14 protein-coding genes are annotated in these 11,820 nt (G+C 33.1%); 2 read left to right on the top strand and 12 right to left on the bottom strand.

Annotated features, from left to right (window positions below; all coding sequences use genetic code 11):
- The 4 genes from ACQKM9_RS14610 to ACQKM9_RS14595 all read right to left on the bottom strand — a co-directional run.
- Nucleotides 1–621: IS3 family transposase (locus ACQKM9_RS14610; RefSeq protein ID WP_427735074.1), on the bottom strand; the 621-nt coding region annotated here is incomplete at its 3' end.
- Nucleotides 606–1,124 carry a helix-turn-helix domain-containing protein gene (locus tag ACQKM9_RS14605; RefSeq protein WP_427735069.1) on the bottom strand — a complete coding sequence of 173 codons (519 nt, stop codon included), beginning with the start codon at nt 1,122–1,124 and terminating at the stop codon, nt 606–608. The genes ACQKM9_RS14610 and ACQKM9_RS14605, both read right to left, overlap by 16 nt.
- Before the next feature lie 79 nt (nt 1,125–1,203).
- Nucleotides 1,204–1,398, bottom strand: a complete 195-nt coding sequence (locus tag ACQKM9_RS14600) for a YwbE family protein (RefSeq protein WP_427735068.1) — start codon at nt 1,396–1,398, stop codon at nt 1,204–1,206.
- Between the two features lie 541 nt (nt 1,399–1,939).
- On the bottom strand, nt 1,940–2,461 hold the full coding sequence (locus tag ACQKM9_RS14595; RefSeq protein WP_427735067.1) for a dihydrofolate reductase family protein: 522 nt from the start codon (nt 2,459–2,461) through the stop codon (nt 1,940–1,942).
- A 116-nt stretch (nt 2,462–2,577) separates the two neighbouring features.
- Here ACQKM9_RS14595 and ACQKM9_RS14590 point away from each other — a divergent pair, with 116 nt between their 5' ends.
- Nucleotides 2,578–3,519, top strand: a complete 942-nt coding sequence (locus ACQKM9_RS14590; RefSeq protein WP_427735066.1) for a helix-turn-helix transcriptional regulator — start codon at nt 2,578–2,580, stop codon at nt 3,517–3,519.
- A gap of 142 nt (nt 3,520–3,661) precedes the next feature.
- Here ACQKM9_RS14590 and ACQKM9_RS14585 read toward each other — a convergent pair whose 3' ends face one another.
- From ACQKM9_RS14585 to ACQKM9_RS14550, 8 genes are all read right to left on the bottom strand, one after another.
- Entirely contained in the window at nt 3,662–5,080 is a 1,419-nt protein-coding gene (locus ACQKM9_RS14585; protein ID WP_427735065.1) for an amidase, read from the bottom strand.
- Nucleotides 5,070–5,255, bottom strand: a complete 186-nt coding sequence (locus tag ACQKM9_RS14580) for a hypothetical protein (protein WP_427735064.1) — start codon at nt 5,253–5,255, stop codon at nt 5,070–5,072. The genes ACQKM9_RS14585 and ACQKM9_RS14580 overlap by 11 nt, the downstream gene beginning before the upstream one ends.
- A 421-nt stretch (nt 5,256–5,676) precedes the next feature.
- Nucleotides 5,677–6,546, bottom strand: coding sequence for a DUF4097 family beta strand repeat-containing protein (locus ACQKM9_RS14575; RefSeq protein WP_427735063.1), 870 nt, complete (start codon nt 6,544–6,546; stop codon nt 5,677–5,679).
- Nucleotides 6,547–6,564: 18 nt separating this feature from the next.
- Complete coding sequence (locus ACQKM9_RS14570; RefSeq protein WP_427735062.1) at nt 6,565–7,269, bottom strand: ABC transporter permease; 705 nt, start codon at nt 7,267–7,269, stop codon at nt 6,565–6,567.
- 91 nt (nt 7,270–7,360) lie between these two features.
- A complete protein-coding gene (locus ACQKM9_RS14565; protein ID WP_427735060.1) occupies nt 7,361–7,564 on the bottom strand; it encodes a hypothetical protein in 204 nt (67 codons plus the stop codon).
- Nucleotides 7,565–7,569: 5 nt separating this feature from the next.
- Entirely contained in the window at nt 7,570–8,493 is a 924-nt protein-coding gene (locus ACQKM9_RS14560; protein ID WP_427735059.1) for an ABC transporter ATP-binding protein, read from the bottom strand.
- A gap of 227 nt (nt 8,494–8,720) precedes the next feature.
- Nucleotides 8,721–9,656, bottom strand: a complete 936-nt coding sequence (locus ACQKM9_RS14555; RefSeq protein WP_427735058.1) for a HAMP domain-containing histidine kinase — start codon at nt 9,654–9,656, stop codon at nt 8,721–8,723.
- Nucleotide 9,657: 1 nt separating this feature from the next.
- Entirely contained in the window at nt 9,658–10,353 is a 696-nt protein-coding gene (locus ACQKM9_RS14550) for a response regulator transcription factor (protein WP_427735057.1), read from the bottom strand.
- A 596-nt stretch (nt 10,354–10,949) separates the two neighbouring features.
- Between ACQKM9_RS14550 and ACQKM9_RS14545 the strand changes: the two genes are divergently transcribed.
- Nucleotides 10,950–11,381, top strand: a complete 432-nt coding sequence (locus ACQKM9_RS14545; protein ID WP_427735056.1) for a terpene synthase — start codon at nt 10,950–10,952, stop codon at nt 11,379–11,381.
- The last annotated feature ends 439 nt before the right edge of the window (nt 11,382–11,820 follow it).

Below are 11,820 nucleotides of genomic sequence, written 5' to 3'. Positions count from 1 at the left end.
GTGTTGTTTTAATGTTCGTTGATACTTTTTCATTTGATAGTGCCAACCTTGATCCGAATGAAGAATGACTTGATCACCTGATTGAAGGCGTTCCAATGCTTGTTCTAACATATCATGAACTAGTTTATACACTGGTCGATTCATTATCTTATAGGCAATGATTTCACCATTGCACAAATCAAGTACGGGTGATAAATAGCGTTTCTCACCAAATAGATGGAACTCTGTCACGTCTGTTACCCATTTCTCGTTCATCTTCGCCGCTTTAAAATCGCGTTGTAATATGTTTGGGGCAATTTTCCCGACGTTTCCTTTATACGAACGGTATTTCTTCATACGGACTTCACATTTAATACCGATGGTATTCATCAAACAGTTAATCGTTTTAGGATCATGGTGAAAGCCGTATCTTTTCAATTCTTTGGTGATCCGACGATAACCATAACGTCCCTTATGCTCATGGTAAATAGACTGAATTGCTATTTTCACATCAACGTATTTATCAGTACGATTCAAACGCTTTTCCCAATAGTAATACGTGCTACGTGGAATATCAGCGACTTTGATTAACTCCACTACTTCATAGAATTCCTTTAGTTCATAAATTACTTGCGCTTTGATTTGATTGGTAATTTTTCTTGCTTTTGAACTAAAGTATTCAACTTTTTTAAGTACGCATTCTCCATTTCTAATTGTTTAATACGTGCTTCTAATGCCTCGACAGATCTTTTAGCTGATATTGGTTTCGTTGTTCTTTTTGTTTCTTTTTTCATGGATGGACGCCCCTTTTTCTTAGAAACAAGGGCATCATAACCACCAATCTCAAACTTCATTTTCCAATTTCGAATCATGCCAGGAGATGAAATATTAAATAGTGCAGCTGCGTTAATCGAAGATGTACCTGTTTCATTCATATAATTTAGTACATTCATTTTATATTCAGCGGAATATTTTGTATAGGACTTTAAGAAAGTCTCTATACCATTTTCTTGATAACGGCGAACCCATTCATTGACAACCCGATCTGTGACGCCGATATCTTTCGCGATTTCACGCATGGATTCATATCCATTTAAGTATCGTTGAACCGCTTGAATACGTTGTTCAACTCGTACTTTTGCCATAAAAAAACCCCCGTAAAAGTTAGAATGGTGTCTAACTTTTACGGGGCAGTTCAAATCAGTCATTCCCAGCTTTTTATTTTTATTCGATGATGTCACATACACGACCAATTTGACCATCTGTAAGGCGAACTTTAATACCGTGAGGGTGGAAAGATGAATTCGTCAATAAATCCTTTACGACACCTCTCGTTTTAATGCCTGTTCGTTGATCTTTCTTCAAAATAATATCTACGACAAGTCCAGGTTTTACGTCATTTCGATTTTGTCCGTTCATTTGAAAATTCCCTTCTCTACTGCTTTGATGATTCATCTAGTATAGCATAACGATTTAATAGGATGGATAATAGGCTGCTATATACTATGTAGAGTTCTAATACCTCAATATATGTTTCATTTCACACATAAGTCACATCAATTATTTCCAAGCTTAATCTTAATGACCCCCAAAAATAGAACTTACGAAAAGTGACTAAGCTAAATACCCATTCACATAAACTGAATTCCAAAAGGAACTGTGATTACAACAGCATCTATAAATATCGAAATTACTCCATAATTAAACAAATAAGAAAGCTATTATAAATTCTATACTTGAAAACATGAATTCTACATCCTCTTATTAATAGTTATTGATTATTGCTTATTTCGACATTTTGTTTGATAATAGATATTAATAGAAAAAACCTAATAATGACACTCATTCCTTATAATGCATATTTATGCACGTTACTCAAAAAAGTTAGGACACCTACTACAATCGATAGAAGTGCCCTGTTTTTAATGCTATTCTAAAATAAAAAAGAAATACAAACTAATTATTTCACTTTATAATGTAAATGGACAAATTGTCCAAAGCGCTTGGTGTCTATTAAAGTTAAATTGATTTGTGGGTTATTTTCTTTAAATAATGGAATTCCAGACCCTAAAATATGGGGTGTCACAGTTATAATATATTCGTCTATTAAATTTTCTTTAACAAAAGCATCGAGTATCCCCGAACCACCAACCATCCAAATTTTAGTGCCTTCTTGTTTTTTCAATTTTTTAGTAAACTCAACTACATCTTCTTTTACAAAATCTACATATTCAGTTGAACCTTGTTCAGAGTTAGTAAATACATAGTTTTTCTTATCAGGATATGGAAATGATTCTGCGTGTTCCATCACGTAGTCATATGTTCTTTTTCCCATAATCGTTGTATCAATTGTTTCATACATCGCTGCATATCCATTGTCACCCTCTCCTTCAACTTCTTCTAACCACTGCAAATCATCATCTTCCTTAGCAATAAATCCATCTAAACTAACGCCAATATATAAAATAACTTCTCGCGTCATACTCTTGTCTCCTTTTATTTTTAGTTTGTCCCTTATTGATAAAATCATTAGGTATAAACTATACTAACGTTAAAACATGACAAGTAATGGCATGATTAAAAAGAAAAGGTGAAAAAATGTCAAAAGCGAAGCGTCTACTAGATATTCTTATGTTTGCCAATGCAAAAAGAAAGTTCACAGCACAAGAAATTGCGGATGAATTTAATATTTCCATTCGTACAGTTCATCGATATATATTGGACTTGAGCGATATGGGTTTGCCAATTTATGCTGAGCAAGGACGGAATGGTGGGTATACAGTTTTAACAAACAGACTACTGCCTCCAATTCTTTTCACAGAAGAAGAAGCTGTTTCAATATTCTTTGCTTTTCAATCTCTAAATTATTATCGCAACTTGCCTTTTGATACAGAAATCAGCTCAGTCGAACATAAATTATATAGTTCACTTCCGAATGATGCCAAAGTGAAAGTCGATAAAATTCGTTCTTATATCGCTTTTTGGAACCCAAAAAGGACGATAGATACACCATTATTAAAGGATGTATTAGAAGCTTCTATAGAAAATAGAAGCTTACATATTCAATATGAGTCTAAGTCAGGCATGAAAGGCAAACATATTCGCCCTATCGGTGTATATGCTCATGACGGACTATGGTATATGCCTGCATATGATTTTAGTAAGCAGAAAATTTTGCTGCATCGTGTAGATCGCCTACTTTCAATTTTATCCACTGAAGATAATGAAGTTGAGTTCATGAATTTAGAAGAATGGTTTCACTCATATGAAGTAAAAAGACCAGTTAAATTGCATGTTCTTTTATCTATAGAGGGTGTACGTCAATGTAAAAGTGTGCCTAGTTTTGAAGGACTTGTAGAAACAAAAGAAGATGGCACTGGATATATCGATTCTGACATTGACCAAGGTGAAATATCTTTTATTACCCCGCTATTTTTTAGACTTGGAAAAGATGCGCGAGTATTAGAACCAAAGGAATTAATAGATGGCTTACGATTAAAAGCTAAAGAAATTTTAACTATGTATCAAGATAATAATTAAAATCATTTGTGTTATTAAGCCCTTTTCTATGACCTTTCTTGATATAATCAGCAACTAACCTCATAAAACATACAAATAAAAGCAGAAGCTAAAATGCTCCTGCTTTTTCTATTTATTATTAAAATTCAATTTGTATTTTGCATTATACGTTAGTAAAAATAAGCGGTTTTCTTCCCTTTAAAGGTTGTGTTTGCTCAATTGCGTAGCCCACATTTAATACTCTACCTTCACTGAAAGCTGGTCCCATGATTTGTATTCCTACTGGCATATCTCCTTTAAAACCACAAGGTACTGATAATGCAGGTAAACCAGTTAAATTACCTGGACCAGTAAAACGAATAATATTATCTATTAAATCTACTTTTTCTCCATTCAAGTCTGCAAAATTTTCGCCAATAGTTGGCGCTATAACTGGCAGTGTTGGTGATATTAATACATCAACCTTTTCAAATACTTCGTTAAATTCATGTTTTAACTGTCTTCTAACTTGCTGTGCTTGTAAATAATCAACAGCCGAAGGAAGCTCTCCTAATTCAAATAAGAATCGAATATCATCACCAAAATCATCTGGTCGGTTCATTAAATCTGAGTGATGTATAGCAGAAGCTTCTGATAAAGAAGTGACTAATTCAGCCCATTCAGAATGTTGAAGTGTTGGAATTTTAACCGTTTCTACTTTAGCTCCTTGATCTACTAGTTTTTGAATACTTGCACGAACAAGTTTATTAATATCATCATCTACTTGATTAAAGAAGTAATCTTCATTAACTCCAATTACTAAATCCTTCACCTCACCTGTAACTTGTCCTATATAGTTATCAATAGAGACATTTACAGAAGTAGGATCATTTCTGTCATAGCCAGAAATAATTTCTAACATCCCTGCTGCATCTTTAACTGTTTTCGTCATTGGTCCAATATGATCCAGAGACCAAGCAAGTGGATAACATCCATACTTACTAACCCGACCATGTGTTGGCTTAAGACCTACAATACCACATGCAGATGAAGGAATACGAATAGACCCCGCAGTATCAGTCCCTAACGACGCAATACTAGCACCTACTGCTACAGCAGCTCCTGAACCACCACTTGAACCCCCAGGGATTTTATTTAAATTCCAAGGATTTCTTACTGGACCATAGTGTGGATTATTATTTGTTATCCCCCATGCATATTCGTGCATGCTGAGTTTCCCAGTAAAAATAACACCTGCATCTCTTAATTTTCTAACTACTGTAGCGTCGTAATCAGAAACAAAATCCTTATGAATTTTTGAAGACATTGTTGTTATTTTATCTTTAAAAAACAAATTATCTTTAAGTGCAATTGGCATACCATGATACATCCCACGATAATTACCTTGCATAATATCCTGTTCCGCTTTTTTAGCAGCTTCTACTGCTTCTTCTCTATAAAAAGACATATATGAGTTAATCTTGTCCTGACTTTTTTCAGCGTGATCTAGGACAGCTTTTGTTAGCTCAACTGGCGATAATGTTTTATTTTTAATTAACGGTGCAAGTTCATCAACTGACTTCAAAATTAAATCATTCATCAATGTGGTCACCTCCAGGAATATTCTTCAGACTAATATCAGCATCATCAATATTGGCTCCCTCTAAGTTCCCTCTTAGCGCTTGTATACCTTCCCATTTCTCTTGCAAACTTTCAAAATGGTCTTTCTTTACTTGAATCCCCTTGTTCTCTAACAATTCTTGAATCGACAATGACAAATGAATCACTCTCCTCAAAATTATTCATATATCTCAATAAGTCTATGACCTAATAAGATTGGACCAAAGTTTCTTAAATGTAGAAAGAAAAATATACGATTAACAATAGAATAGTAACCTCATATGAGGATTATTTTGTTAAAAATACGCTATGATAACATCAATTCATTCTCTTTAAATCAAAAAAATTCGTAATTTTCTAAACCAACTTAAACATTACATGACTGGTAGATTATTGTCAATTAGATAAAGTTTTTTACTCACCTAATTCATAAAACTATTCATCGTTATTACCTTAACTAATGATTACAAAAAAAATAAACTAAGAGCTGACACAGCTTTTAGTCTACTTTTCAACTAATATTTAGTGTTTTATAGAGGATAGCTTCAATAGTTCATTTAATATAATGTCGTTTTCTATTTATTTTACATTGATCGTGCCATTCTCACTTAAGAGCTCCATTTGATTAAACCCGTCACCAATTGTGCCTACTTTTGATTTTTCAGTATCCGTGTCTAATTTCAAACTATCTAAATTTAGTGTTATATCAGATGAATTACTATTTGCGGTAAGTTTCAAAGAGGTCGGAATTTCTTTATAGGCCACAGTAATATCTCCTGACTTTGTTTCTACGAGTAATGTCTTTCCTTCTACTGCATCTTTCACTGACACTTCACCATCTTCTGAAGTAATATTCATATTAGGGCTATTCACATTCATTAGATAGTTATCTCCAGAAGTAGAAGCTGATGTTAAATTTTTTAACGAACTTTCTTTCAAACTTAGTTCACCATCTTTTGACGTAAATCTACCTTCCTCGGCTGACAGTCCTTCAATTTTTGCCGTACCTGAGTCGTTTGAAATTATTACGTTTTTACTTTTAATATCATTCATTTTTATATCACCATAGCTATTATTTACTGTAAGCGTATCTAAAGCGTTCTGTGGGATTGAAATATGAATAATTCCTTTTTTTCCAAAGCTAAAGTTATCAGTAAACCCACCATCTTCATCTTGCTGACTAATTATTATCCTCTTGCCTTTGTTTTTGATTGAGACAGGATTATTCTTTTTGTCTTTCTGTTTACCTTCGACTGTGACAGTTAGTTTGTTTGATTCACTGTTTTCCAACTCAAGATTCCAAGATTCATTGTTAATAACTACTTCTTTTATGCCCTCCATATCATATGATTTTTCTTCCTGAAATTTATCCCCTCTTTTATGCATGACACTTAAGAGAAATCCAAAAATAGCGATTAACATAATGGATGTTATTATGAATTTTTTCATTTCTTTTCCTCATTCCTTTTAAACCAAATCTATTTTTTCAACTTTATGATAAGAGAGATAGCCGATTAAAAGGCCTAGAAGACATAGTGTAATTGGAACAACAATGAATTGTATAAGACTAACCTGAGTTCCACCACTTGATACATTTCCATTTATTAAGAAGCTAATTATTACGGCCGAGGTAATGGTTGTAGCAGTTGATTTTTTTCTCATTCCAAAGTACAGAGGAATCAGGCTTACTCCAGCAGTCATAAAAGCACTAATAAAAGTTGTTGGAACTATTGCAACTATTTCACTCAAACTCATTGGTGTTGCAAAGAATTCTAACATTGGATTTAAAAAATAAATTATCACACTAATGATAAAAGTAGCGATAATAATACTAAAAAAACAAAACCCAAAGACAATTGATAACTTAGCTTGCATTAATTTTTTTCGTTTCAGCGGGTAGCTAAACAATAATTGAATCGTTTTATTCCTATATTCATCAATTACTAATCGTGATAAAATGACACTCGAAAAAATGATAAATACGATTCTAATGAAAATATTCGTTAAAGACATGAATTCGGTATAATCTCGAAACATAAGATCATCCTCAACTTTAGATCCCCACGCCATTAAACAAACAGCAGCTAAAATCCCCAATATACAAAATACTAACCCTTTAAAATAACTGGATAACTGATTTTTTTTCCATTCCAGTTTCATAAGTTTAAACATGTTGATTACCTCCAAGAAAGATTTAAGAAATACTATTTTTTCTATCCTGCAACGTTCTTTAAATACCTCTTTTAAAATTAAATTGCATCCTCTATCTCAATATTTCGAATCGATATGTAGCTCTGACCATTGCACCAATCATTACGAAAAAGTCTAGATGTGTTGTAGCAATTAAGTCACCTTCAATTTGTGATATATACATTACAAACCAAAGTAAGGCTATCATGAGGATGTTTGCTATAATTGCTCCTTTGAAATACCAGCCAAATTTATTTTTCACAAGGTCTAATTGCATTTAATTTAAGCATGAATCCCCTCTCCGTTCATTAAATTCATGAAATATTCTTCCAAAGAGCTATGCTTTTTGTTGATGCTTTCAATCTCAATATCATTCATAATAAGGGCCTTTGAAATGTCTTGCTGTGTAGCAGTCACTTCATATATGCGAATTGTTTGTTCACTCATGATTTTATAATTTTTTATACCTAGCTGATTATCTAAAATGAAAGCAGCTTTTTTTATATTTTGAACCTTTACCTCAATATAATCTGTCTGTTCTCCATTGATACTCTTCATAGAAACTTCTTTAATCAATTTTCCATTTTGAATGACCCCAATAGTGTCTGCCATTTGTTCCATTTCAGCTAATATGTGGCTAGAAACTAATAAAGTAATGCCATATTCTTTGCAAAGCATTTTAAATAACTCTCGCAATTCTTTAATACCGATTGGGTCTAAGCCATTGATAGGTTCATCTAAAATTAACAGTTCTGGTTTCGTCGTAATCGCTCTGGCTATTCCTAATCTTTGTTTCATTCCAAGAGAAAAATCTTTCACCTTTTTGTCATCTACATTATTTAACTTCACAAGATCTAAAGCATGATCAATCGACTTCTTGTCATAATAGCCCATGTATTCACAATGTAAGTAAAGGTTTTCCCGCGCAGTTAGCTTCTCATAAAAAATAGGATATTCAATAATCGTCCCCATTCTTTTAAGGACTTCATATGATGTATTCGTTAACTTTTGACCAAAAATTTCAATATCTCCGCTCGTCGGTTTTATTAAATTTGTAATCATTTTCATAATCGTAGTTTTACCGGCCCCGTTTGGACCCAAAAATCCGTATATTTCACCTTGCTTTACATGCATATTGACCCCGGAAACAACCTCTTTTCCTTCAAATACTTTTGTTAGTTGGTTTGTTTTTAATATATATGACATTTTATTTTTTCCCCTTTCACCGTCTATTTTTATTGTACGGAACGAACATCTCTTTTTTCTTAATCGATTCTTACAAATTCCTTAAGCTCACAGAAAATCGTATGTAGATACTAAATAAACATGAAAACAATATTGATCTACCTGTGATGTGAATTGTTTCTTCTTGAGATGGACATCGTTGATACTGCCAGGAACAAAACAAAAAGCTTGTAGAATCGTTCTACAAGCTAATATTCCATTCTTTTCAGCATAATTGTAAATACTGTTTTATCATATGGTTTACTTGAGAGATGAATCTCCCCATCTAAAGCTTCCACTAGACGCTTCGTAATCGTCAATCCAAGCCCACTACCTTGATATTTACGATTTCTTGAATCTTCTAATGTGTACATACGCTCAAATACCTTATCAATATGTGACTCAGAAATCCCTTTTCCTTTATCCCAAATATCAATGTACACTATCTTGTCATCGTTTCTTAAAGTCATTCCGAGTGTTTTTCCATCATCGCCATACGTAATTGCATTTGATATTAAATTATTTAAAATTCTACTTAACACATCTGTATTTCCATGTGCATATAGTTGTTCATTCGGAATATCAATTTCAACCGAAAAGCCTTTCGCCATAAGTAAATCATAGAACGATAAAATATTTTCCTGACATACTTCGTTCATATTAACTCTCGTTAACTCAATTTCCTTATCTCCTGACTCCAGTTTCGATAGATCAAAGAACTTTTGAATTAGTTCCATTACCTCAATCGTTTTTACATGCACCTTTTTTAATAAAACTTGTCGTTCATTCTCGGTCATTGTTGGATCTGTATGTAACATCTCTACATAGCCAAGAACAACCGTAAGCGGTGTTTTCAAATCATGTGATATATTAGAGAGCATTTTACGCATTGATATTTCTACCTTTGCTTGATCTGCATTTGTTGTTTGCTTTACTACTAATAAATGATTAATAGCTACTAATAACTTTTGCAGTTCTTTATTATCTGTCACAACTAATAACTTTTCAGCTGTTTGCTTTTCTAAAATATTCTGTAGCTTCTCATATATGTATCGTAAATCCTCATCTTTATTTTTCTGCATATTATATTGAAAAAAGATAAAACCTATTAATATGACAATGATCAATATTAAAAAAAACTCCATTTTACATCACTTCCAATTTATATCCGATTCCCCACAACGTTTTAATATATACTGGGTTTGATGGATCGTTCTCTATCTTCTCTCGCAGCCTTCTCATATGAACATTTATAACATTTTCATCACCATAATATTCTTCATTCCAAATGAGATTATAAATCTGAGCTTTTGAAAATACACGATTACGATTTTTTGCAAATAACTTTAATAACTCAAATTCTTTAGATGTGAGTTTAATGACTTCACCTTTCTTCCAAGCTGTAAAATTGATTGTATCTATTTTCAAGTCACCAATTTGTATAATTTTTTCATCTACCTTTGGAGGAACTGAATATTTTGTCGAACGACGAATCCCTGCCTTTACTCTTGCAGACAACTCAATCATTGAAAAGGGTTTACAAATGTAATCATCTGCTCCAAGGCCTAAGCCAATCGCCTTATCAACATCTGTATCCTTAGCAGACATCATTAAGATTGGAACAGCACTTTTTTCGCGAATCAATCTCACAACTTCTAAACCATCTATCTTCGGCATCATAATATCAAGAATGACTAAATCAAATGAACCTCGCATAAACTTCGCCAGTCCATCTTCTCCATCAGAAGCCGTCGCTACAACAAACCCCTCTTTTGTTAAATAGCTTTCGACCATTTCTTGAATAGATATATCATCTTCAACTAGCAAAATATTAGATTCCATGCTCTTCTCGCTCCTAGCTTTTACATATGTTCACACAAGTAATTATACCTTAATATGGATTATTTGTGAAAAAAGGATAAATCTCCATTCTAATAAAGATCTAGTTGATTTCCGTTCCGGCTATGCGCTTTCCAGGGGGCGTCTGATGAGCCGCTTCACTCGCTATTCTCGCCCCAGGGTCTCATCTAGAACGCTAATCCCCTAGGAGTCGCACAGCCTCCACTCCAATCAAATTGCATTCTTAAATCTATACACTCTTTAACCAAATGTCATACTCGACTTTTGGTGAGGAATTTGTATAAAGGTAAAGTACAAGGGGCTGAAAGAATTCCTGAAGGCAAAAGTCATGGTAAAACTTTAACTTCAGAAGGTGTTCCAAAGCTGTACAAAAAAATGTAAAAGCGACTTCAGATTATAAAAAAGGCGTAGAAAAACAAAAATAAATAGATAAAGAACGTGCTGAATTAAATAAAATATCTTGGACAACTATATTACTATCTCCTGTGGTATATTTAACTACTATTGCTACAATGATAGGTGTAACAATAAGTACGCTAGTGAAACATCCTAGTTTAGTGTTTGGATAGGAGGAAAAAATGATTTCACTTAATAGAGTTTTGAAATTGAGAGATTTAGAAATTTTTCGTGTATTTAAAAATGGGAGTATTTTAGCTTATGTGGTAATTGAAGATACTAGAAATCCTTTTACAGAAGAAGATAAAAAGATGGATCCTTTATGTTATATGGATGAAGAAGATATTAATGAAATTTTAAATGTTTTTAAAATTTCATTAATTAACGATGAAACTTTTACAGAAGAGGATTCAATTGCTTTGAGATTGTATTTTTCAGATTTTGTGAATAATACACATTTAACAAATTTTATTATTAAAGAATATGTTCAGGAAGATTTATATGATAATGATGATAGTGTAGAATTTTTCAATAAAATGTTACAAACTATTAGTTCAAATTATATCATTGAAAAATTTGATGAAACAAAATGGATTTACTTGTCGCAAGATTAAAAAATATACCAAGTTATGTGTATAGAAAAATGGACATAGTTTTTAAGAAAGATTAGAGGTAAGCGACCACGATAAATCGGAGCGAAAAGGTTAGCGTTCTTTGCTGATCTTGGAGTGGGAATTTAAGGAGTGGACACGTGCGAATGATCTTCATGCTTTTGAGCCCTTCCAAACTGATGGTTTGAAAGGGCTCAAAAGCGATCTAAAAGTTTTTTGGATGTACCTTTTTTTCAAAAATAGGGACGGTCTATATGTTTAGAAAGGGTCTGGCTGCACAAGTGCTATGCTTGTATAGTCAGACCCTTTCTTGTTTTTGAACTGGAGAAAAACCGCATGTTTTCGACTGACGATGGAATCGGCAAACGCCACCTAAGTTAAATATAAACCGATCTCGAGCACTCGCCATACTCGGAGAGCGCCCACTGAACATCCTCAATTT

It is taken from the genome of Viridibacillus sp. NPDC093762 (assembly GCF_050279675.1).
Taxonomy (GTDB): domain Bacteria; phylum Bacillota; class Bacilli; order Bacillales_A; family Planococcaceae; genus Viridibacillus.
The sequence above is the reverse complement of the archived record's forward strand: the minus strand, read 5'-3'. Positions and strand labels throughout refer to the sequence as shown.

Bases quoted from the DNA above. Each gene is read 5' to 3' on its own strand.
- ACQKM9_RS14605 (WP_427735069.1), bottom strand. From the start codon at position 1,124: ATGGCAAAAGTACGAGTTGAACAACGTATTCAAGCGGTTCAACGATAC.
- ACQKM9_RS14600 (WP_427735068.1), bottom strand. From the start codon at position 1,398: ATGAACGGACAAAATCGAAATGACGTAAAACCTGGACTTGTCGTAGAT.
- ACQKM9_RS14595 (WP_427735067.1), bottom strand. From the start codon at position 2,461: ATGACGCGAGAAGTTATTTTATATATTGGCGTTAGTTTAGATGGATTT.
- ACQKM9_RS14590 (WP_427735066.1), top strand. From the start codon at position 2,578: ATGTCAAAAGCGAAGCGTCTACTAGATATTCTTATGTTTGCCAATGCA.
- ACQKM9_RS14575 (WP_427735063.1), bottom strand. From the start codon at position 6,546: ATGAAAAAATTCATAATAACATCCATTATGTTAATCGCTATTTTTGGA.
- ACQKM9_RS14570 (WP_427735062.1), bottom strand. From the start codon at position 7,269: ATGTTTAAACTTATGAAACTGGAATGGAAAAAAAATCAGTTATCCAGT.
- ACQKM9_RS14565 (WP_427735060.1), bottom strand. From the start codon at position 7,564: ATGCAATTAGACCTTGTGAAAAATAAATTTGGCTGGTATTTCAAAGGA.
- ACQKM9_RS14560 (WP_427735059.1), bottom strand. From the start codon at position 8,493: ATGTCATATATATTAAAAACAAACCAACTAACAAAAGTATTTGAAGGA.
- ACQKM9_RS14555 (WP_427735058.1), bottom strand. From the start codon at position 9,656: ATGGAGTTTTTTTTAATATTGATCATTGTCATATTAATAGGTTTTATC.
- ACQKM9_RS14550 (WP_427735057.1), bottom strand. From the start codon at position 10,353: ATGGAATCTAATATTTTGCTAGTTGAAGATGATATATCTATTCAAGAA.
- ACQKM9_RS14545 (WP_427735056.1), top strand. From the start codon at position 10,950: ATGATTTCACTTAATAGAGTTTTGAAATTGAGAGATTTAGAAATTTTT.